The sequence below is a fragment of the Pseudomonas sp. EYE_354 genome, assembly GCF_023148575.1.
In the GTDB taxonomy this organism is placed as follows: Bacteria; Pseudomonadota; Gammaproteobacteria; order Pseudomonadales; family Pseudomonadaceae; genus Aquipseudomonas.
On record NZ_JAHXNQ010000015.1, the window covers coordinates 64,435 to 86,503 of the forward strand.

Consider the following 22,069-nt stretch of genomic DNA (forward strand, 5'->3'; position numbering starts at 1 on the left):
TCCAGCCATCGTCGTTACCCCCACTGCTTGTCATTGTTGTTCCTGCATTTAACGCCACTATCGGGCCATTATCCATGGGCCTTTAGTGGGGTACGTGCAATAGATCAATAGACGGGGCGTAACGTGTCTTTCTTTGGGGGACCGCTTCAACAATCCCCCCAAACTTCACCGCATCAGGCTTGGCGCTGGTGCTTGTCGATCTGCTCGTGGCGCTCTTGGGCTTCGATGCAGTACTTGGTGGTAGGGCTGATCAGCAGGCGCTTGAGGCCAATAGGCTCGCCGCTGTCATCGCACCAGCCGAAGGAATCTTCCTTGATGCGTTCCAGTGCACGCTCAAGCTGCGGCAGCATGCGCTGGTCGCGGTCGATCGCATTGACCAGCCAGGTGCGCTCTTCTTCCACGGAAGCGGCGTCGGCCGGGTCAGCCGGGGTGTCCAGGCTTTCAATGGCGATACGGTTCTGTTCAATGCGCTCGTGGTGTTCCACTTTCATGTCTTGCAGCAACTTCTCAAAAAAAGCGTGCTGTTCGGCATTCATGTAGTCATCCGCCGGCATGGCCAGCAACTTTTCCTTTGTCATTGATTTCTCTATAAAAAATACGTGCATTAAGGCGAATAAGGGAGCGTTCCGGCCGACCTGTGCAGGCCTCGGAACGGCGCCATCCATTCCAAGCGCCACCCGGCACTCAATTTACGAGGGGCGGCAGTCTAAGGCCGACTTGAGGGCGCAGCAACTGAAAAGACAGGCATTTTTTCCGATACAACCCCAAAAGGCACCAGGACGGGCTTGGCGAACGGTCATCGGAGTGCGTTTATAGCAGGAAAGTTCGTAGAGCAGCTATATGGGATGAGCTGCAAGCTACAAGTGGCAAGTGGAGAGCTTTAAAGCGTGCCACTTGCCGCTTGTCACTTGCCGCTGCCACTCATCGCTTGAGCTTGCGCTTGTTGCGGTATTGGTCGATCACCACTGCCACTACGATGATCAAGCCCTTGATGATGTCCTGAATATAAGCATCCACGCCGACGAAGGTGAAGCCGCTGGCCATCACCCCGAGGATCAGCGCGCCGATCACCGTGCCGGTGATGCGCCCTACCCCGCCCGCCAGGCTGGTGCCGCCGATGACCGCCGCCGCGATCGCATCCAGCTCGTAGGACATGCCCATACCCGCCTGGCCGGTGGCGGCGCGTGCCGAGGCCACGACGCCGGCGAGGCCCGCCAGGAGGCCGGCGATGCTATAGACGATGATCAGGTGGCGCTTGACGTTGATCCCCGAGGTCCGCGCCGCCTGCATGTTGCCGCCGATGGCGTAGGTGTATTTGCCGTACTTGGTGTAGCGCAGGGCGATATGGAAGATCACCGCGACGACCAGAAAGATGATCACCGGCATCGCGCCATGGCCGATCGCCGTGTAGGAATCGGAGAGCATGCTCACCGGCTGGCCTTCGGTGTAATAACGCGCCAGACCACGGGCCGAGACCATCATGCCCAGGGTCGCAATAAACGGCGGGATCCCCGTGACTGCAATGATGCTGCCGTTGATCGCCCCCGCCAGCAACCCCACACCCAGCCCCATCGCCACCGGGATCCATACCGGCAGGTCGGTGAGGCTCGGGAACACGGCGCGGGAAAAGTCGGAGGTCTGCGCCAAACTGGCGGCAATCATCGCCGACAGTGCCAGCACCGAGCCGGATGACAAGTCGATCCCGGTGGTGATGATCACTTGGGTCACACCGATGGCCAGCAGGCCGATGATCGAGACTTGCAGGATCATCAGCACCAGGCGCTGAGCGTTCATCAAAAAGCTCTGGTCGCGCACGATCCAGCCGAACAGCTCAAACACCAGGCCAATACCGATCAACACCAGGAAGATGCTCAGCTCGGTGGGCAGGCGCCGCCGCTGCTTGACCGGGGCCGTGGCAGGCTTGTTGTCTGTTATTGCGTTCATAGCCAATCACCTTTTTATTCTATGGCGCGGACCAACCGCAGGCCCGCACGGCTGTTCGTCAGTGGACCGCGGTCATCCCGGAGGCCAAGTGCATGATTTTTTCCTGGGTCGCGTCGGCGCGGTCCAGGGTGCCCATCAGTTCGCCTTCATGCATCACCATTACCCGGTCGCTCATGCCCAACACTTCGGGCAGCTCTGAGGAAATCATGATCACCGCCATGCCCTCGCTGGCGAGGAAGGAGATCAAGCGGTAGATCTCGGCCTTGGCCCCGACGTCAATGCCACGGGTCGGCTCGTCCAGGATCAGCAGGCGCGGGTTGGTCATCAGCCAGCGCGCGAGCAAGGCTTTCTGCTGGTTGCCGCCCGACAGCGTGTCGATGCACTGCTCCAGGGACGGGGTTTTGACCCGCAGCTTTTTGCACATGTCTTCGCACAGCGCGCGCAGGGCTTTCTGCTGGATAAAGCCGTTGTCCGAATAGTGCGGCAGCACGGCCATTTCCATGTTTTCCAGCACCGACAGGCAGGGGAACAGGCCACTGAGCTTGCGGTCCTCGGTCAACAGCGCAAAGCCTTTTTCGATGGCCATGTGCGGGTCGCTGATGCGGACCGGCTGACCGTCCAGCACGATCTGCCCGCCGTCGCTTGGGGTGATGCCAAAAATGGTTTCCGCCACATTGGTACGGCCCGAGCCCATCAGCCCGGCGATACCGAGAATCTCGCCGGCATGCAGGTCGAACGACACGTCCTTGAACACGCCGTCCAGGCGCAGGTCGCGCACCGACAGCAGCAGCTCGCCGATGGGCGTCTCGCGCACCGGGAACAACTGGCTCAGCTCACGCCCCACCATCATCGAGATCAGGCTGTCGCTGTTCATGCTGTCGGCACGTTGCAGGCCGATATAGTGACCGTCGCGGAACACGGCCACTTCATCGGCGATGGCAAACACTTCGTTCATTTTATGCGTGATGTAGACGATGCCTTTGCCCTGGGATTTGAGGTCGGCAATGATCGAAAACAGGTGCGCCACTTCCTTTTCGGTAATGGCCGAGGTGGGCTCGTCCATGATCAGGATGTCGGAGTCGTAGGACACCGCCTTGGCAATCTCGACCATCTGCCGCTCGGCGATGCTCAGGTTGCCGACCTGCTCTTCCGGGTCCAGATTAATCCGCAGGCGCGCCAGCAACTCGGCGGTGCAGCGGTGCATTTCGCGGTGGTTGACCATGTGCAGGCTGTTGAGCTGCTCGCGGCCGATCCAAATGTTCTCGGCGATGCTCATGTGCGGCATCAGGTTGAGTTCCTGATGAATCATGGCGATCCCGGCCTTTTGTGCCGCCAGCGGCGTCTCAAAGACGATGGGCTCTCCGCGCAGGCGAATTTCGCCGGCGTCGGGCTGGTAGATGCCGGCGATGATTTTCATCAAGGTCGATTTGCCCGCACCGTTCTCCCCCATCAGCGCCAGCACCGTGCCGGGGCGCACGCGCAGTTGCACGTCGGCCAGGGCCACGACGCCGGGAAAGCCTTTGCTGATATTGACGATTTCCAGCAGGTAGGGTTCGTCCAGCGGCAGGGGCTGGATACCGGGGGGCTGCGAGACAGCGGCTTGAGCGAGCATAGGGCGGTACTCCATCGGCAGGGCGGGCACGACCGCCCTGCCGGCTTATTGTTGTTATGTCAGGGCTACTTGAAGTCTTTGACGTTGTCGAGGGTGATCAGTCGGTACGGGATCACCACGTTCTGCTCGACGGGCTCTTTTTTCGCCATCTTGCGCGCCGCGTCAACTGAGCCTGACGCCTGGCCGTTGGCATCCTGGAATACCGACACCGCCAGTTCGCCTTTGGTGATCGCGTTCAAACCATCCGGGGTGCCGTCGACGCCGCCAATCAGCACGGTGCCAGGCTTGGTACCCGCCGATTTGAGCGCCATCGCCGCGCCAATGGCCATTTCGTCGTTGTTGGATACCACTGCATTGAACTCACGACCTTGAGTCAGCCAGTCGTTGACCAGGGTCATGCCTTTGTCGCGTGACCAGATACCCGACTGCTCCTGCTCGATCTTGATATTAGGGTACTTGGCCAGGGTATCTTTGACGCCTTTGGTACGATTGATCGTGGCGTTGTTGGCCAAATCACCCAGCAAAATCACGATTTTGCCCTTGCCGTCCATCTTGTCGGCGAGGTACTGCATCTGCATCCTGCCCGCTTCCAGATCATTGGACGTGACCGTTACCACACCTTTGGGCAGGTCGGTCTGATCAGGCCGGCGATTGACGTAGACCAGCGGAATGCCCGCAGCGGTGGCAGCCTTGGTGATATTGGCGGTCGACGCCGTATCCACTGGATTGACGATAATCGCGTCGACTTTCTGGCTGATGAAATTCTCGACCTGGCTCAGTTGTTTCACCACGTCGGCACGGGCGTCTTCGAACTGCAGCTGCACGCCGTCACCCTTGGGATAGGACTTGGCTTGTTTGTCCATGTCCTCACGCAGGTAGGTGAGAAAGGTGTCATCGAAGGCGGACATACTCACGCCTATCTTCAGATCGGCAGCCGAGGCCACACCACTGGCGAGCAGCATGGACAAGGCCAGCGCGGTAAAACGAATCGGGGTCTTCATGAACGGTCTGTCTCCACTTTCTTGTTGGTTTTCTGGACGTTGCGTTTATCAGAGCTCGGCGGGCAGTCGGACGACCGGTGCGCCTGGAATGCACCAGACCAGCGCGCCGTGGTTTTCGACGCACAGCACGTTAAGGAAGGAAAAGTAGAACGGCCGGGCGCGGGGCAGATCGCGTGGCGTGTGGGCAGGGCGTAAAACTCGCAGTACAGCGTTGAAGATTTTCATCTGACGGTACCTGGTTGTTTTGATCTTGTTTTTGTTGAGTCGCCGGGATCGAGTCCGCGACGTACTTTATGCAACCTGGAAAAGACTTTATTGGAAAATAATTTCCATATCAACCTGTTTTAGAATTTTATTCTATTTTTGTTGAAACCACCTGCTGGCGCTCGGCACTCAGCCGTGCGGCGTCCAATATACGGGTGGTTTCCAGCGCTTCATACGCGTCGACCGGCAAGGCCCCCTGCCCTTGCACAGCGGATTGCAACTGCCGATAAAACTGCGTCCAGCAGCCTTTCTCCGAAGGCACCCGCTCGCGGTCCGCGCCATGCTCAAACCAGCCCCAGCGCCGGTGCTCTTCGGCGCCCCAGTGCTCGCCCTCGGTTTTCGGCGACTTGCCGGCCATCAGCGCCTCTTCCTGGCCATCGAGCCCCTCGACGGTGTAACACCCCAGGCTGCCGCTTACCCGAAACCGCGGGGCCTGGCTGTTTTGCAGGGCATTGCCCCACAGGTGGGAAATCACCCCGTTGGCATGGGTCAGCGAGACGAAAAACCCATGGTCGACGCTGGGATGTTCGGCGGTGTAATGCAGTTGCGCGAACACCCGGTCCACCGGGCCGAACAATTGCAGCGCCTGGTCCACCAGGTGGCTGCCCAGATCGCGCAACCAACCGCCGCCGCTGGCATTGCCGACCGCTTGCGGGCTGAAGCGCTCCACGCGGGATTCAAAACGAGTGATGGTGCCCAGGGCCCCGGCGTCAATCAGTTTGCGCAGGGTCAGGTAATCCGAGTCCCAGCGCCGGTTCTGGTACACCGTCAGCAGTACGGCATGACGCTCAGCCGCCGTGATCAGCGCCTGAGCCTGTTCGGCGTTGGCCGCGAAGGGTTTGTCGCTGACCACGTCAACGCAGTGTTCAATGGCTTCCAGCACAAGGGCCGGGCGACCCTTGAGCGTGGTGGAAACCACCAGGACATCCACGCCGGCTTTGACGATTTGGCCAATGCTGTCATAAGCCCTCAGGTCTGGGTGATCGGTGGCCAACTGTTGCCGCCGCTCGGACGAGCGGGTAACAACACCGACAAAGGTTGCGCCGGGCAGCGTTGCAATCAGCGGTGCGTGAAAAAAGCGGCCGCCGTGACCATAGCCGACGAGTCCAATGCGCATGGGGCCAGCTCCTTTATCGGCACAGTTCACGGGTGACACGCTCCAGCATCATCCGGTTGGATTCATCCGGGCGGTCTTCCCAGGCGAACACCGAGACGGTGGCGATGCCATCGAACTTGATCTCGCGCAGCGTGCCAAAAAACGCGTCCCAGTTCACTTCGCCCTGGCCGATATCCAGGTGTTGATGCACGGTCGCGGTCACACCTGGCGGATTGACGATGTAACGCAAGTTTGAAGAGGCGCGGTGGTTGTAGGTATCGGCAATGATCAAGTGGCTCAGCTTGGAGCCGGCATAGTTAAGCATCGAGGCGATATCGCCTTTTCCGTCGTCGTAAAAGAAGGTGTGCGGTGCGGCGTATAGATAGTTGATCCAATCGCGATCAAGACCACGAATGATGTCCACCGACTCATTGTTGCGTTCGCAAAAATCGTACGGGTGCGCCTGGATATCCAACTTGATGCCTTCGCGCTCGAACTCCGGTATCAGCTCGTCCATAGAACGCATGAACTGGTTTTCGCAGACCAGGGGGTTGTCCGACTGCCCGGTGAATTCGGTGTTGACCAGCTCACAATCCATTTCCACGGCGATCTGGATCGCACGTTTCCAGTTGCGCACGGCAGCCACGCGCAAGCCTTCGTCGGCGGCGGCCCAATGGTACATGGGCAACAGCGAGGACAGTTGCACGCCTGCATCACTCAAGGCTTTGCGAAACTCCTTGATGCGCGCACGATCGACGCGAGCGGCTTTGTAGAACGGCAGAAAGTCTTCACGCGGCGACAGCTCGATATACTGGTAGCCAAGCTCGGCAGTTTTGTCGACCATCTGGCCAAGGGGCAGATGGCGGTACATGTAAGGGTCTAGTGCGATGCGCATGTTCAGGTACTCCCGTCTCTGAAACCGGAACCCGATCCGAAGTGGGAGCTGGTTTGCCTGCTCCCACATTGACCGAATGCCGTAAGTGGAATATGTACTCAGCCGTAGAAGTTCGGGCGTGGAGGCAGGTCGACTTTGACGATCTGCTCGCGGTTCTGCGCTTCGATGCACGCATCCGCAGCCACCGCTGCCGCGAAGCCATCCCACGCCGACGGCCCACCGACCTGTCCGGAGCGCACGCTGTCGATAAACGCTTGCAACTCCACGTCATAGGCTCCGATAAAGCGATCTTTCCAGTCCATGAGAATCGCATTGGACAGCTTCGCCTCGCTGCGCAATTGCACTTGCGAAGGCTCCGGCAATTTGGCGATACCGGTCTCCCCCACCACTTCACACTGGATGTCGTAGCCGTACTGGCAGTTCACAAAAACTTCCACATCAATGCGCGTGCCCTTGGCGGTCTCCAGCAGCACGATCTGCGGGTCACGCAAATGAGCCGACGCCTTGCTGGTCTTGCGCGGGAACACCACCTGCACCGACACGTAGTCATCGTTAAGCAGCCAGCGCAACACGTCCAGCTCGTGGATCAGGGTGTCGGTGATTGCCATGTCGGTCTTGTAATTCTCGCCCACCGTCGGATTGCGGTGCGCGCAATGCAGCATCAGGGGCTCGCCAATCTGGCCACTGTCGATCACCGCCTTGAGGGCGCGATAGCCTTCGTCATACGGGCGCATGAAACCAACCTGCACCAGGCGCTTGCCATAGGCCACTTCGGCGTCGACGATCTTACGGCAACCTGCGGCGGTGACGGCCAACGGTTTTTCGCAGAATACGGGTTTACCGGCTGCGATGGCGGCAAGCACAAATTCTTCATGGCTCGGCCCCCAGGAGGTCACAAGGATCGCCTCCACCTGTGGCGAATTGATCAGCGCGTGGCCGTCCGGATAAACCTCGGCGGTGAGTTTCAAGTCGGCGACCACTTTGGCGGCCTGTTCAAGGTTGATGTCAGTCACGGCCACTACCTGGCTATTGAGCAAGGTCTGGCTGCAACGACGAATATGGTCGCGGCCGATGGCGCCAGTGCCGATTACACCTAACCGCAGTGAATTAGAAAGCAAAGACATGAATCACTCCTTTTGTTATCAGTACTGCCGGGCTTTGGCCAGGCGCTCATTGAGTTGTTTTGCCACCGCGTCGATGCGTGCACTGTTGGAGACTTGCGCCACACCCACCCGCCACCACGACAGGTATTTGTGAATCATGGTTTTGGGTAGAACTTTGATATCAATCAGCGTCGACACCGTTTGCCTGCGAGCATCGGCCAATGCCATCCGCAGTTGCTCGACGCTGCTGACCTTGTAGGTCTTGCAACCATAGGCCGCCGCGCTCATGGCGAAATCCACCGGCACAAACCCGCCGTCGAGCTTGCCGGTCTCGGGGCTGCGGAAGCGGAACTCGGTGCCGAAGCTATCCATGCCGTGTTCCATCTGCAGATTGTTGATGCAGCCAAAGGTCATGTTGTCGAACAACACCACGTTGATCTTGCGCCGCTCCTGGATCGAGGTGGCCAGCTCCGAGTGCAGCATCATGTAGGAACCATCACCCACCAAGGCGTAGACCTCGCGCTCAGATTCGGCCAGCTTCACGCCGAGGGCGGCGTTGACCTCATAACCCATGCACGAATAACCATATTCGACGTGATAGGTGTTGACGCCCTTGCTGCGCCAACTGCGCTGTAAATCACCGGGCAGACTGCCGGCGGCCGCGACGATGATGGCATCGTCGGCCAGGGTTTCGTTGAGTACGCCGAGCACGCGGCTTTGCGTCAGGCAGGAACCGGTCAGCTCGATGAATTCGCGCAGTACCGCTGGGTCCATGTGATCGTTGATTTCCGGGACGAAGTTTTCGCTCTGGTAATCGGCCTGGTAGATGCGATCAACTTCAGTATCCAGTTGCACCTTGGTCTCGCGCACCTGCTCGCCCCAGTTGGAACGGTAATCGCCGAGGGCATCGGCCAGCGCTTCAAGTACGACTTTGGCATCACCCAGTACTTGTACGCCATCGAGTTTCAACGCATCGCAGGGGCTGATATTCAGGTTCAGGAACTTCACCTCGGCATGCTTGAACAGCGACTTGGACGAGGTAGTGAAGTCGGTGTAGCGCGTGCCGATGCCAATGATCAGGTCCGCCTCCGGCGCCAGCAGGTTCGCCGCCAGACAGCCCGTCTCGCCAATGCCACCGACGTTCAACGGATGGCTGGACACCACCGCGCTCTTGCCCGCCTGAGTCTCAGCGAAGGGAATATCGAAGCGCTCGGCGAAGGCCTGCAGCGCAGCATTGGCGCCGGCGTACTTGACCCCGCCACCGCAAATGATCAGCGGCTTGCGCTTGCCCTTGAAGGCAGCCACGGCGTCGCCCAGCATCGCGCTGGTCGCCGGGCGACGGTCGATACGGTGCACACGCTTTTGCAGGAAATAGTCGGGGTAATCCCAGGCTTCGCCTTGCACATCCTGCGGCAGGGCCAGGGTCACCGCGCCGGTTTCAGCAGGGTCTGTGAGCACGCGCATCGCATGGATCGCCGCCGTCATCAATTGTTCGGGACGGTTGATACGGTCCCAGTATTTGCTGACAGAACGGAACGCATCGTTGGTGCTGATGCTCAAGTCATGGAACTGCTCGATCTGTTGCAGCACCGGGTCGGGCTGGCGGCTGGCGTAGATATCGCCGGGCAACAGCAGCAATGGGATGCGGTTGGCCGTAGCAGTGGCGGCAGCGGTCAGCATATTCGCAGCGCCAGGGCCGACGGACGACGTACACGCATAAATCTTACGGCGCAGGTGCTGCTTGGCGAAACCGATGGCGGCGTGCGCCATGCCTTGCTCGTTACGCCCCTGATGCACCACCAGGTCGCCGCTGTCCTGTTCCAAGGCCTGGCCCAACCCCAGCACATTGCCGTGGCCGAAAATCGTGAACACCCCGGCAACGAATTTGCTCTGCACACCGTCGATTTCGATGTACTGGTTATCCAGGAACTTCAGCAGGGCCTGGGCCATGGTCAATCGTGTTGTGGTCATGTCTTACACCCTGTGTAAATGCAGGTCCATTGATCAACAGAGATCCAATGCGGGAGCTGGCTTGTCAGCTCCCGCAGGTTGATCGGTGTCAGGCTCGGGAATTTCGCAGGTGGGCGATGCTAGCCCCCAAGGCCTGCTGAATATCCGTCAGCCCATGCACGCTTTCGGCGAACGGTTCAAATGACAGATAGCCGCCGTAACCGGTGCTAAGCAGGGTGTCGATTTGCGCGGCATTGCCGAGAATATCGCCCTCGCCCACCAACACGCGGTGGCCGTCGCGAATCGAATTCAAGGGTGCATCGGCATCTTCCACGCCGGAGATATGCACCAGGCCTGTCAGTTCCGGGAAGAACTCATGCTCGCTGGCCAAGTGATGGTGGAAGGTATCGTGTACCAGGCGGAACACATCCAGGCCGCCAATCGCCTTGATTGCGTCCACCGCAACGCGTTTGCGGCGCAGCGCGCATTCTTCGAAACCCAGTGGCTCGATGAACCCGAGAATCCCGTATTCGCGCAGGATCGGCGCCAGTTCGCTCAGCGCGGTGCGCAGACCGGCGGCACGCTGGGCTTCGTCGCGGGTGTCGCCGCGATCATTCAGCGGGCACATCACCAGCCCCTGAGCGCCGCATTCACGTGCATAAGTGGCGAGTTTGATCGCCTGGGACCGACGTTCGTCGTTCCATACGTCAAAGGGGTACAGCGCGTTGATCGACAGCACCGTAATGCCCTGTACCGCGCACAACTCGCTCACGCGGCTGGCCGGCGTGCCGTATTCGATTTCACTGCCCCTGAGGTCGTTGCGGATCTCGATGGCGTCACACTGCAGCTTTGCTGCCAACTGGATAAAATCCGGCAGGGAAAGGTTAGGCGCGACCATGCGGTTCAGGGCAAAACGTAGAGGCGATTTCATTATTGTTCTCCGTCAAAACTGCTTAAAGGTCCAGCAGCCAGCTGTGCTGCGGGTCATTGTGGAAATGCCAGGCGCGCTTGGGCCCGGCCATCACGTTCAGGTAGTAAGACTCGTAGCCGTACGGCACGCTGACCGGGTGGTAGCCCTTGGGCACCACCACCAGGTCACTGTTTTCCACGGCCATGGCCTCGTCGAGGCTGCGGTCGTCGGTGTACACCCGCTGGAACACGAAGCCCTGGGGTGGGTTGATCTGGTGATAGTAGGTCTCTTCCAGAAAGCTCTGGTGCGGCAGGTCATCGGTGTCGTGCTTGTGCGGCGGGTAGCTCGACGAGTGCCCGGACGGTGTGCGCACTTCCACCACCAGCAGCGAATGGGCCGGTGAGGTATCGGGCAGGATGTCGCACACATAGCGGGTGTTGGCGCCTTTGCCGCGTACGCTGCGCTTGCAGTCTTCGGGGCGAATCAAGCGTGGCGCGTAACCACCCGCGCCGGGCGCGGCGCACACGGCGATCTGCACGTCGCTCAACGCCGTGACTTGGGCCGTGGTGCCAGGCGGCAGGTACGCGGCGAACGGCGACTTGTCTTCGAACACCGACTGGCGATCACCGAGGTTCTGCCAGGTGAAGCCCTCGCCTTCGATCGTCACGCGGCCGCTGAGCAGCACCAGGCACAGCTCCTGATCACCGGCGGTGACCGGCAGGGTTTCGCCAAGGCTCAGGCGGTAGGCGGCAAAGCCTACGTATTCCAAGCGCCCCTCTTCCAGGGCGACCATGGTTTGCCCGCGTTTACTGCTCTTTACCAGCAAGCTCATGGTTTGGTCCTCTCGTTGAGAAGCGCACGCAACGTGTCATAACCCTTTTTTGCATAGATATAGCTGGGCGCCACCGCCGGGTCCTGCTCGGCCTCCACTACCAGCCAGCCTTGGTAGTTGGCGGCGAGCAGCACGTCCAGCAGTTCGGCAAAGTCGATATCGCCATCGCCGGGCACCGTAAAGGTGCCGTTGACGATGCAGTCGGGGAAGCTCCACATCTGGTTGCGCGCCAGTTGCACCACCGGTTTGCGCACATCCTTGAAGTGCACATGGCAGACGCGCTCGATGTGTTTACGCAGCACCTGGAGAGGGTCGCCGCCGCCCATGTAACAGTGGCCCGAGTCAAACAACAGGCCGACTTCCGGACCCGTTCGCTGCATCAGTTGGTCGATGTCTTCGGGGGACTCGACGTAGGCGCCCATATGGTGGTGGTACGCCAGACGCACGCCCTGCGACAGGGTGAAGCGCGCCAGTTCCGTGAGCTTGTCGGCATAGTCCTGCCAGGCCTGCTCGCTGTGAAAGCGCGGGCGCTCGATCAGGCGAATGCGCGAACCCTGGATCGAATCGGCCACCTCGCCGTACACCAGCACCGTGGCGCCGTTCTGTTTCAACACGTCGACATGGCCGGTAATCGCCTCGATCTCTTCGGCCACCGAGCGTCGCGCCAGGCGGCTGGAATACCAGCCGGAGACCAGCGCCAGGGCATAGGGGCGCAGCACATCGCCCACGCCTTTGGCGTCCTTGGGGAATTTGCCGTTAAGTTCAAAACCTTCGTAGCCGATCGCCTGGCCCTCGCTCAAAGCGGTGCTCAGCGGCGTTTCACCACCCAGGGCCGGCAGGTCGTCGTTGCTCCAGGAGATCGGGTTGATGCCAATTCGAATTGCGGGCATGGCTGCACCTTTTGTTTTTATCTGACGTAAGCCTGGTTAGATCGGCCTTGTGTGGGAGCGGGCTTGCTCGCTCCCGCCTTTGAGCCTGTTTACTTTCGCGCGCTGCGCCAGGCGGCAATGAGTTGCTCGAAGGTGGCCTGCACCTGCTGGATCAGGGTTTCGTCATCGATCTCCCCCGCCATCCACGCCTTGCTCGGCGCCTGGAAAATCGTGCGCCCCACGGCAAACCCACGGCAAGTGGTGCTCAGGCGTGCTTGGCGAAAGCCTTCGGCAAGGCACTCTGCCGAGGCATTCAAGCCCAGCAGCACCACGCCACGGCAGTACGGATCACGCTCGTGAATCAGCGCGTCAAGCTTTTCCCACTCCTCGGCCGACTGCGCTTCGATCTTCCACCACGCCGGGTAAATGCCCAGGTTGTAAAGGCGCTTGAGGCTGCGGTAGAGCACATCGGGGTAAGTGGACGGGTGCTCCTTGGGCGGGATGACTTCCAGCAGCAGTTCATGGCCGCTTATCAGCGAAGCCTCGTACACCGCCTTGAGTTGGGCTTCCTGCTCCAGGCGCAGCAGCGGCTCGTCGTCTGGATGAAATTGCACCAGGCACTTGATGATCTGCTCCTGGGGCCAGGCGATCAGGTTGCTACCAATCGAACGGCCGTGCTCGAAGGCCAGGGGCCGTGAGTTCTGCACCTCCACCGGACGTGCGATCCACCAGCCACGGCCGCTGGCGGCGTTGAGCGCGTCCTGGCCAAAGCGTTGGTCAGCCAACAGGCCCACATCGGCGTCGACACCCTGATCGGCGAGCTTTGTTTCCACCCGTTCGATGGCCCGGATAAACAGCTGCTTGATAGCGCTGATACGGGCCGGATCCTGGCCACCGCGTTGCGCCAGGTCGACCAATTGCCAACGATGATCGAAGGCGAAGATGAACAACTGCTTCCACGCCTTGCGCGGCACCGTGACACGGTGCAGACGTTGCAGGGTCACGTCCTGGTCCGGACGGGTGATCGGCACCGGGCTGTTGAACAGGTACTCCAATTCGGCGGGGGTCGGCATGGCGGGTGCGCAGGCGTGGCGCGACACCACCAGGCCACCGCAGGCGTTGGCCAATTGGCTGCAACGCTCATCGCCGGCGTCGTTGAGCCAACCGCTGAGGAAGCCCGACATGAACGCATCGCCGGCGCCCAGCACGTTGAGCACCTCGACGCGCACCCCAGGGTAGATCGCGCCGTCTTCCAGGCGCGCGGGAATCGCACCGTGAATCACCGTGCAGCCCTGCGGGCCCAGCTTGACCACCAGGGTGGCGGGCGTGAGTTCGCGCACAGTCCGCAGCGCGCCAAGCAGGTCTTCACTGCCACCGGCGATCAGGAACTCCTCTTCGGTGCCCACGATCAGGTCAAACCGCGGCAGGATCCTCTGCACATGCGCGCTCACATTCTGGTCGGCGACAAACCGCGTTTCGCCGTCAGCCTTGCCCGCCAGGCCCCACAGCACCGGGCGATAATCGATGTCCAGGACGCGCTTGACGTTGTGTTTGGCGGCGTACTCCAGGGCCTGGATGCTGGCCTTGTACACGCTGTCGGTGGAGAAATGCGTGCCGGTGATCAGCAGCGCTTTGCTCGAAGCGATAAAGGCTTCGCTGATGTCTTCGGCGCGCAGCGCCATGTCGGCGCAGTTTTCGCGGTAGAACACCAGCGGGAAGGTTTCGCGGTCTTTGAGGCCGAGCAACACCAGGGCGGTGAGGCGTTCCGGGTCGACCTTGATCCCGCTGACATCGCAGCCTTCACGGGCCAGGGATTCCACCAGAAAGCGACCCATATGGTCGTCGCCTACCCGGCTCAACATCGCCGACTTGAGCCCCAGCCGCGCCGTGCCGAAAGCGATGTTGGCGGAAGAGCCGCCGAGGTACTTGGCAAAGCTGGACACGTCCTCAAGCCGCGCACCCACTTGCTGTGCGTAGAGGTCGACGCCCAGGCGCCCGAGGCAAATCAGATCCAATTGACGCCCACTGGCAAAACGAGTCTGGCCCATGCTGGCTCCTGTTATTTTTATCAGCCTGCGTTGTGCCGCCGTGGCGACGGCAAACGCTCTTGGTGGATGCAGACTAGAACGTCCGGCTGCGGCAATCAATATTTATTCCAGAATTATTTTTAGTGGAATATTTTTTCCAATACGTTGGCATAATGGCCCGCCAGCCACCGTGCATCGTTTCAGCAAGCCACGGCGGCCGTGATGCCGGGGTATTTTTTTGCGCCTACCCTGTAGACTTGCGCCACCCATCAGCGCATCAGACGAACACGCCAGAAGGATTGCCCATGTCCCGCACCGATCCCGAGACCACCCTGGAAGCCCCGCTCGCCAGCCCTCCGATCAATGCCGAACGCCTGTTGCAGCTGATCACCGACGAATACGAAAGCCTGCCGCGCCAACTCAAACGCATCGCCAGCTATATGAGCCAGCAAAGCGACCGGATCATGGTCGACCGCATCAGCGACATCGCCCGCGAATGCGAAGTGCACCCCTCGGCCATCGTGCGGTTCTCCCAACGCTTTGGCTTCAGTGGTTTCAGTGAGATGCAGGCGTTGTTTCGCGAGGCCTACACCCACAAGACCACGCCGGTGCAGAACTATCAGCAACGCATCCGCAGCATGATCGCCAACAAATCGCAGAAGGCCAGCGGCGGGGACCTGGCGCGCGAGTGTGTCAACGCGACGCTGTCGGGCATTGAGCGCCTGGGGCTGGAACTGGATGACGTGGCATTCGACAAAGCCGTGGACCTGGTGGTCAACGCCGACAATATCTACGTGGTCGGCGTACGCCGTTCCTTTGCGGTGGCCGACTACCTGGTCTACAACCTGCAGCACACCAACAAACGCATCCATCTGGTCTCGGGCCTGGGCGGCAGCTACCGCGAGCAGATGCGCAGCGTGCGCGCCAATGACCTGGTGATCGCCATCAGCTTCACGCCCTACGGCAAAGAAACCCAGCACTGCCTGCGCATCGCCCAGCACCACCAGGCCAAGACCCTGATCATCACCGACAGCAACCTCTCGCCCCTGGCCAAGCGGGCCAACGCGGTGCTGTTGGTTAACGAAGGGTCATCGTTCGCCTTCCGCTCGTTGAGCGCCACCCTGTGCCTGTGCCAGGCGTTATTCATCGCCGTGGCCTATCGGTTGGAATTGAAGGTGGATGAGATTCACGAGCAGGTGGGGTTTGACGACTGACGCTCGGTTACCGCAAATAAAACGCGGGAGGGGGATTGCCCCCCTCCCGCATCGGACCGAGATGGTCGCGGTATCAATGCATGAAAATGGCGATCAGGATAATTACCGGGATCGGCACGCCGAGGAACCACAGAAGTAATGAGCGCATGGTGTTCTCCTTGAATTAACGAACGTAGGTTTCGGTCTCGACGTACACCACGGCATCGCGACGACGACCGCCGAAGGTTGCGGCGAAACTGGCGAAGAAGGCGCCGATCAGCAGTGCAACAAATGTCCACAGCGAGGTATAGGCGGCGACTTTGGCGGCGGTATCCGCAGCTTGCTTGGCTTTGAGCTTGGCGTCTTCGACGGCTTTACGGGCATCGCCGTAGACCTTGTCGATACGCGCCTCGGCCTCGGCCTGGCTGAGGTTGGTGCGCTGGCTGATCAACTGCGCCAGGTAGGCACGGTCTTCGGCGGCAAGTTGGCCGTCGTTGCTCAGGGTGCGGGTGAAGATGCGCGCGACCACACCATGGGCCGCGTCATCGCTGACCGCCACGGGGCGGTCATCGCGAAACAGGCTGTCGACGTAGTAGTCGAAGTCGCCGCCGTTGACGCCTTTGGCCGCACTGCCCGCCGCTTGCGTCATACCGCTGGCCGCGCCCGCCGCGACGCTGGCACCGGCTTTCACACCCCCACTGACGACACTGCTGACCGAACCGACGACCAATACCGCGGTGATCAGCGTAGCCACTGCCCAGGCCAGGAAGCCATGGGCCGTGTCGCGAAAATACACCTCATCGCCGTGCATGCCCGCCCACTTCACCCGCAAACGGCCGGCGATGTAACCGCCCAGACCGGAGGCGACGATCTGCGTAAACGCCAGCCAGATAATCGTGGATATGCCCAGCCCTTTGGCGCTGATACCGCTGTCCGCCCACGGCGACACCGCCGAAAAACCCAGGCCGAAGCCCAGCAGCACCAAAATCAGCGACAGTGCAGCCGCCGCAGCGGCCCCGGCAAAGATCGCCCCCCAGGAAACCCCGGAGTGCGTGCTCGACGCTTGCAGCGTGGATGAGGATGTGATCATTGTTGTCGTACTCCCGGCAGGAAAGATGGTGTTACAAGTCTCAAAGGGACAGTGCAGGCACCGTGCCAGTCGCCATAGAAATAAATACCGTTATTTTTCAAAACGTTAGATATTTTGAACTTACCCGTTCCATGCAAGTTGCAACACCCGCCCATCGCAGGCGTGCGATATGCATTCCCCTGAAAAACATCGGGTCGCCTGAAACATGAAGTTTTATTTAGGAAGCGTTCAGCCATTTCTTGGCAAAATGCCCTCACTTCTAGTGTGAATCGCTCACCAGGTACTCCTATGACCCGCATTTTGACCATCGAGGATGACGCCGTAACGGCCCGCGAGATCGTCGCTGAGCTGAGTAGCCATGGACTGGACGTAGATTGGGTGGACAACGGCCGCGAAGGCCTGGTCCGTGCTGTGAGTGGTGATTACGACCTGATCACCCTGGACCGCATGCTGCCCGAACTGGATGGCCTGGCCATCGTCACCACCCTGCGCACCATCGGCGTGTCGACGCCGATCCTGATGATCAGCGCCCTCTCCGATGTGGACGAACGTGTGCGCGGCCTGCGCGCCGGCGGCGACGACTACCTGACCAAGCCATTCGCCTCCGATGAAATGGCCGCCCGCGTCGAAGTGCTGTTGCGCCGCAAAAGCACGGTCAAGGAGTTCGAAACCGCCCTGCGCGTGGCCGACCTGGAGCTGAACCTGATCAGCCGCGAGGCCAGTCGCGCCGAGCAGCCGCTGACCCTGCTGCCCACTGAATACAAACTGCTGGAATTCCTGATGCGCAACACCGGGCAGATCCTGTCGCGGATGATGATCTTCGAGGAAGTCTGGGGTTATCACTTCGACCCGGGCACCAACCTGATCGACGTGCACATCGGTCGTCTGCGCAAGAAAATCGATCCACCGGGCCTCACGCCGTTGATCCGCACGGTACGAGGTTCGGGTTATGTCATTGCTGAACCCCTCTAAGGGCTGGCGCTCTTCCAGCAGCCGCTTGCTGGCGCTGTACAGTTCGCTGTTCGTGGCCTGGAGCTGCATCCTCATGGGGGTGCTGTATTACGAGGTGTCGGGCTACCTGAGCGACCTCTCGCGCCATTCGCTGATGCAGCGTCAGCACCTGTTCCAGCGCTTCGACGGTGAAGAATTGGTCGACGCGCTGACCACCAGCATGACCTTCGACATGAAAGGCGTGGACGCCTACGGCCTGTTCGACGAGCAATTTCGCCCCTTGAGCGGGCCGATCCGCGCGGTCCCCCCCGACCTGCCGCTGGATGGCAAGATCCACGCCCTGGCCAACTGCGTCGACTCCGACGACCCCAAACTGCCCAAAGACAGCTGCGACGCCGTGGCCACCCACACCGAAGACGGCCGCTGGCTGGTGCTGGTGCGGGCCAACGGTTCGCTGTTCGGCGTGACGCGGATCATCTGGCATGCGCTGCTGTGGGCATTGTCCCTGACGATCATCCCCGGCGCCGCCGGCTGGCACCTGCTGCGCCGCCGTCCGTTACGGCGGATTCGTGGGATCCAGGCCAGCGCCGAAGCCATCGTCGCCGGTGACCTCACCCACCGTTTGCCGCTGTCGGACCGACGCGACGAACTGGATATGCTCGCGGCCATCGTCAACGCCATGCTCGACCGCATAGAGAAGCTGATGAACGAGGTCAAAGGCGTGTGCGACAACATCGCCCACGACCTGCGCACCCCGCTGACCCGCTTGCGCGCGCAGCTTTACCGCATCAAGCAGCAGGCCGAACACGACTCGGCCCATGCCGTGCAGCTGGACGACGCCATCGCCGAAACCGACACGCTGATGGCGCGCTTTCGCGGGCTGTTGCGCATCTCGGAACTGGAAGACCACCAGCGCCGCTCGGGCTTTTTGCTGATGGACCCGCTGCCGCTGCTGCGCGAGCTGCATGACTTTTACCTGCCCCTGGCCGAAGAAGGCGAACTGCATCTGGTGCTGGACGCGCCCGACTCCCTGCCCTGGATCACCGGCGATCGCGCGTTGCTGTTCGAAGCCCTGGCCAACCTGCTGAGCAACTCGATCAAGTTCACCCCACCGGGTGGCGAAGTGATTCTGCGCGGTGTCAATGACGCCGGCAGCACGCGCATCGAAGTGCACGACTCCGGGCCTGGCATACCGGCAGCAGAACGCGCTGCCGTGTTCCGGCGTTTTTACCGCGTGGACGAAGGCGACCAGCGAGGTGGCTTCGGCCTGGGCCTGTCGATTGTCGCGGCGATCATTAACTTGCACGGCTTCAAGCTGGAGGTGGGTACCAGCGCGCGAGGGGGCGCGCGCCTGATCCTGGAGTGCCGCCAACAACTGATGCCCGAAGCCTGAGCCATCCAACGCGAAAGCCAGTGAGGGCAACGTGTGGGAGGGCCTGCTCCCACCGGTGTGCGGCATTGCCTGTCAGATCGGCTCAGGCCGGGAAATTTGCGCGCAGCGCCTCGAGCCCACCGCTGTAAACGCCGGCGAACAAGACCTCCGCCTGCGCATCCGTAGTACCCGCCGACGGGGTGAATACGCCGGACCACGTGACCTTCGCCGACGATTCCGTCAGCGCCTCCACCTGCAACGTCGCCAGGTACGCGCTCACCGGAAACGGCGATTGCTCGATCGTGTAGCTATAGGTGCGGGCCACGTTGTCGAAGGTCTGCAAACGCTCCACCACCACGCCGCCGTCGGCGGTCTTGAGGTGACGTACGCGACCGCCTTCGCCCGCTTCGCTGGTGGCGATCAGCGGCAGCCAATCCGGCAGGCTGTTGAAGCCGCCGACGAGTTGCCAGACGGTGTCGGCCGAGACCGGGATTTCAATCACTGCAGATGCTGTTGGCACGGTAAATCTCCAAAAGTCGTAGGAAAACCTCGCTCAGCCTGCCACGCAAAACCCGTCAATGCATCATTTCCCGCAACCGGTACCACAACATGCCCAGCGCCAGCAGCGGCGAGCGCAAGGCTTTGCCCCCCGGAAACGTCATGTGCGGCACCTGGCTGAAGATATCCAGGCCCTGGCTGTGCCCGGCATGAATCGCCTCGGCCAGCAGCCGTGCGCACCAGTGGGTCACGTTCAGGCCGTGGCCCGAATAGCCCTGGGCGTAGAACACATTCGGGTACTGCTTCAAGCGCCCCACCTGCGCAAAACGGTTGGCGGTGATGCCGATCATGCCGCCCCACTGGAACGCGATGGCGGTGTCTGCCAGTTGCGGGAATACCTTGAGCAACTTGGGCTGCATATACGCGGCGATGTCCGCCGGATCACGCCCCGAGTAGTGGCAGGCGCCGCCGAACAGCAAGCGACGGTCGGCGGACAACCGGTAGTAATCCAGGCCGACTTTCTGGTCGCACAACGCCAGGTTCTGCGGGATCAGTTGGTTGGCCAGTCCTACTGACAAGGGCTCGGTGGCGATGATGTAGCTGCCCGCGGGAAGCACCTTGCCGCTCAGGCGCGGTTCCAGCTCTTCCAGATGCGCATTGCAGGCCAGCACCAGATGGGTGGCGCGGACTGTGCCGCCCGCACAACGAACCTGCACAGTCTCGCCATGAATCAGCTCCAGCACGTGGCTGTGCTCAAAGATCCGCACCCCCAGTGACTCGGCTACCCGTGCCTCGCCGAGCACCAGGTTCAGCGGGTGCAAGTGCCCGGAGCCCATGTCCACCAGGCCACCGGCATACTGCGTCGAATCCACCACGTCCAACATGTCCCGTGGCCCCACCAGACGGGTTTCATGCGCGTATCCCTGGCGCGCCAGGCTCTCCTGCTCGCCCTTGAATGCGGCGAACTGCGCCGGCGTATTGGCCAACTCGCAAAAGCCCCAGCGCAGGTCACAGTCAATTGCGTGTTCGCGAATACGCTCGCCCACCAGCGCCACCGACTCGATGCCGGCGCGCTGCAAATAGGCCACGCCCTCCTCGCCCACATACCTGGCGAACCCCGACACATCGTGGCCAATGCCGCGAATCAGTTGCCCGCCATTGCGCCCGCTGGCGCCCCAGCCGATGCGCCTGGCCTCCAGCAACACCACCGAGAGCCCGCGCTGGGCCAACTCGATGGCGGTGTTGACGCCGGTGAAACCACCACCGATCACACACACGTCAGCCGTCAGGTCGGCGCCCAGACAAGGGCGCTCCGGCATGGCATTGGCCGTGGCGCGGTAATAGGAGCGCACGTGGTCGTCGGACGGCATCATTTATTGGTCTTCACTTTGCTCCAGGCGCGGGTCATAAGGCGCATGGTCGCCGGGGTGGGCGTGGTGGAAATATAGAGTTTGTCGAGCACCTCCTGAGGCGGGTACACCTCAGGGTTGTTCACCAGTTCCGGGTCCATGAACGCCTTGGCCGCCGGGTTGGCGTTGGCGTAACCCACCGAGGCGCTGACCTTGGCGATCACTTCGGGGTCGAGCAGGTAGTTGATAAACGCGTGGGCCTGTTTCGGATTGCCGGCGTCAGCCGGAATCGCCAGCAGGTCGAACCACAGGTTGGAGCCTTCCTTGGGAATCGAGTACGCAATGTTCACCCCATTCTTGGCTTCCTTGGCCCGGTTGGCGGCTTGAAACACATCGCCTGAATAGCCGAACGCCACGCAGATATCACCGTTGGCCAAGTCCGAAATGTACTTGGAGGAATGGAAGTACGTGATGTACGGGCGCAGGGTCAGCAGTTTGGCTTCGGCTTCCTGATAGTCCTTGGGGTTCTCGCTGCGCGGATCCTTGCCCATGTAGTTGAGGATCGCCGGGAACAGCTCATCCGCCGAGTCGAGGAAGGCCACGCCGCATTGATTGAGCTTCTTGATGTTTTGCGGCTCGAACAACACCGCCCACGAGTCGATATGGTCGATGCCCAGCACCTGCTTGACCTTGTCGACGTTGTAGCCGATGCCATTGGTGCCCCACAGGTACGGTACCGAGTGCGCATTGCCCGGGTCGTTTTTCTCCAGCAGCTTGAGCAGCTTGGGATCGAGGTTCTTGAAGTTGGGCAACTGCGCACGGTCAAGCTTGAGGAACGCGCCGGCCTTCACCTGACGCGCCAGGAAGTGGTTGGACGGCACCACCACGTCGTACCCGGTGCGGCCCGCCAACAACTTGCCCTCCAGGGTTTCGTTGGAGTCGAACACGTCATAGATCACCTTGATCCCCGTTTTGGCCTGAAAATCAGCCAGGGTGGTCTCGCCGATATAGTCGGTCCAGTTGTAGACACTCACCGTTTGTGCCGCTTGGCCGGTGCTGCTGAACGCGGCCACCAGAGCCAGCGGGAGAAGCTTGTTCACAAGACGCATATCG

Annotated in this window: 21 protein-coding genes; 4 read left to right on the plus strand and 17 right to left on the minus strand. The window is 61.0% G+C overall.

Annotated elements, in window-relative coordinates; translation table 11 throughout:
* Positions 1-173 precede the first annotated feature (173 nt).
* The 13 genes from KZX66_RS20265 to iolC form a co-directional block, all read right to left on the minus strand.
* Positions 174-578, minus strand: coding sequence for a TraR/DksA C4-type zinc finger protein (locus KZX66_RS20265; RefSeq protein WP_003191666.1), 405 nt, complete (start codon positions 576-578; stop codon positions 174-176).
* Positions 579-921: 343 nt separating this feature from the next.
* Positions 922-1,944, minus strand: a complete 1,023-nt coding sequence (locus tag KZX66_RS20270) for an ABC transporter permease (protein ID WP_248082647.1) — start codon at positions 1,942-1,944, stop codon at positions 922-924.
* A 58-nt stretch (positions 1,945-2,002) separates the two neighbouring features.
* A complete protein-coding gene (locus KZX66_RS20275) occupies positions 2,003-3,556 on the minus strand; it encodes a sugar ABC transporter ATP-binding protein (protein WP_248082649.1) in 1,554 nt (517 codons plus the stop codon).
* A 65-nt stretch (positions 3,557-3,621) separates the two neighbouring features.
* Complete coding sequence (locus KZX66_RS20280) at positions 3,622-4,557, minus strand: sugar ABC transporter substrate-binding protein (protein WP_248082651.1); 936 nt, start codon at positions 4,555-4,557, stop codon at positions 3,622-3,624.
* 48 nt (positions 4,558-4,605) lie between these two features.
* Positions 4,606-4,782, minus strand: a complete 177-nt coding sequence (locus KZX66_RS20285; RefSeq protein WP_248082653.1) for a hypothetical protein — start codon at positions 4,780-4,782, stop codon at positions 4,606-4,608.
* Between the two features lie 127 nt (positions 4,783-4,909).
* Positions 4,910-5,938 carry a Gfo/Idh/MocA family oxidoreductase gene (locus KZX66_RS20290; protein ID WP_248082655.1) on the minus strand — a complete coding sequence of 343 codons (1,029 nt, stop codon included), beginning with the start codon at positions 5,936-5,938 and terminating at the stop codon, positions 4,910-4,912.
* Between the two features lie 13 nt (positions 5,939-5,951).
* Complete coding sequence (locus tag KZX66_RS20295) at positions 5,952-6,812, minus strand: sugar phosphate isomerase/epimerase (protein WP_248082657.1); 861 nt, start codon at positions 6,810-6,812, stop codon at positions 5,952-5,954.
* Positions 6,813-6,910: 98 nt separating this feature from the next.
* The gene (locus KZX66_RS20300; RefSeq protein WP_248082659.1) at positions 6,911-7,936 is read right to left on the minus strand and encodes a Gfo/Idh/MocA family oxidoreductase; all 1,026 of its coding nucleotides are present in this window, start codon (positions 7,934-7,936) and stop codon (positions 6,911-6,913) included.
* 18 nt (positions 7,937-7,954) lie between these two features.
* Positions 7,955-9,886, minus strand: a complete 1,932-nt coding sequence (gene iolD / locus KZX66_RS20305) for a 3D-(3,5/4)-trihydroxycyclohexane-1,2-dione acylhydrolase (decyclizing) (RefSeq protein ID WP_248082660.1) — start codon at positions 9,884-9,886, stop codon at positions 7,955-7,957.
* A gap of 88 nt (positions 9,887-9,974) precedes the next feature.
* Positions 9,975-10,796: a TIM barrel protein gene (locus tag KZX66_RS20310; protein WP_248082662.1), complete on the minus strand. Its 822-nt coding sequence runs from the start codon at positions 10,794-10,796 to the stop codon at positions 9,975-9,977.
* Positions 10,797-10,818: 22 nt separating this feature from the next.
* Positions 10,819-11,607, minus strand: a complete 789-nt coding sequence (iolB, locus tag KZX66_RS20315; protein ID WP_248082664.1) for a 5-deoxy-glucuronate isomerase — start codon at positions 11,605-11,607, stop codon at positions 10,819-10,821.
* Complete coding sequence (iolE, locus tag KZX66_RS20320) at positions 11,604-12,497, minus strand: myo-inosose-2 dehydratase (RefSeq protein WP_248082666.1); 894 nt, start codon at positions 12,495-12,497, stop codon at positions 11,604-11,606. Before iolE ends, iolB begins: the two co-directional genes overlap by 4 nt.
* An 89-nt stretch (positions 12,498-12,586) precedes the next feature.
* Positions 12,587-14,524 carry a 5-dehydro-2-deoxygluconokinase gene (gene iolC / locus KZX66_RS20325; protein WP_248082668.1) on the minus strand — a complete coding sequence of 646 codons (1,938 nt, stop codon included), beginning with the start codon at positions 14,522-14,524 and terminating at the stop codon, positions 12,587-12,589.
* On the opposite strand from iolC, the gene KZX66_RS20330 reads away from it, so the two are divergent.
* Positions 14,523-14,726: a hypothetical protein gene (locus KZX66_RS20330; protein ID WP_248082670.1), complete on the plus strand. Its 204-nt coding sequence runs from the start codon at positions 14,523-14,525 to the stop codon at positions 14,724-14,726. The two genes, iolC and KZX66_RS20330, sit on opposite strands and share 2 nt — an antisense overlap.
* Positions 14,727-14,808: 82 nt before the next feature.
* Positions 14,809-15,717, plus strand: a complete 909-nt coding sequence (locus tag KZX66_RS20335) for a MurR/RpiR family transcriptional regulator (RefSeq protein ID WP_248082671.1) — start codon at positions 14,809-14,811, stop codon at positions 15,715-15,717.
* Positions 15,718-15,880: 163 nt separating this feature from the next.
* On the opposite strand, the gene KZX66_RS20340 is transcribed toward KZX66_RS20335, so the two are convergent.
* Entirely contained in the window at positions 15,881-16,786 is a 906-nt protein-coding gene (locus tag KZX66_RS20340; RefSeq protein WP_248082672.1) for a hypothetical protein, read from the minus strand.
* A gap of 288 nt (positions 16,787-17,074) precedes the next feature.
* Between KZX66_RS20340 and KZX66_RS20345 the strand changes: the two genes are divergently transcribed.
* On the plus strand, positions 17,075-17,758 hold the full coding sequence (locus tag KZX66_RS20345) for a response regulator transcription factor (RefSeq protein WP_005787712.1): 684 nt from the start codon (positions 17,075-17,077) through the stop codon (positions 17,756-17,758).
* A complete protein-coding gene (locus KZX66_RS20350) occupies positions 17,736-19,130 on the plus strand; it encodes a HAMP domain-containing sensor histidine kinase (protein ID WP_248082673.1) in 1,395 nt (464 codons plus the stop codon). The genes KZX66_RS20345 and KZX66_RS20350 overlap by 23 nt, the downstream gene beginning before the upstream one ends.
* 82 nt (positions 19,131-19,212) lie before the next feature.
* Here the strand turns inward: KZX66_RS20350 and KZX66_RS20355 are convergent, their stop codons facing one another.
* From KZX66_RS20355 to KZX66_RS20365, 3 genes are read right to left on the minus strand one after another with little or no spacing between them, the layout of a single operon-like run.
* A complete protein-coding gene (locus KZX66_RS20355; RefSeq protein WP_248082674.1) occupies positions 19,213-19,629 on the minus strand; it encodes an SRPBCC family protein in 417 nt (138 codons plus the stop codon).
* A gap of 55 nt (positions 19,630-19,684) precedes the next feature.
* On the minus strand, positions 19,685-20,980 hold the full coding sequence (locus KZX66_RS20360; RefSeq protein WP_248082675.1) for an FAD-binding oxidoreductase: 1,296 nt from the start codon (positions 20,978-20,980) through the stop codon (positions 19,685-19,687).
* Positions 20,977-22,065, minus strand: coding sequence for a polyamine ABC transporter substrate-binding protein (locus KZX66_RS20365; protein WP_248082676.1), 1,089 nt, complete (start codon positions 22,063-22,065; stop codon positions 20,977-20,979). Before KZX66_RS20365 ends, KZX66_RS20360 begins: the two co-directional genes overlap by 4 nt.
* Positions 22,066-22,069 lie beyond the last annotated feature (4 nt).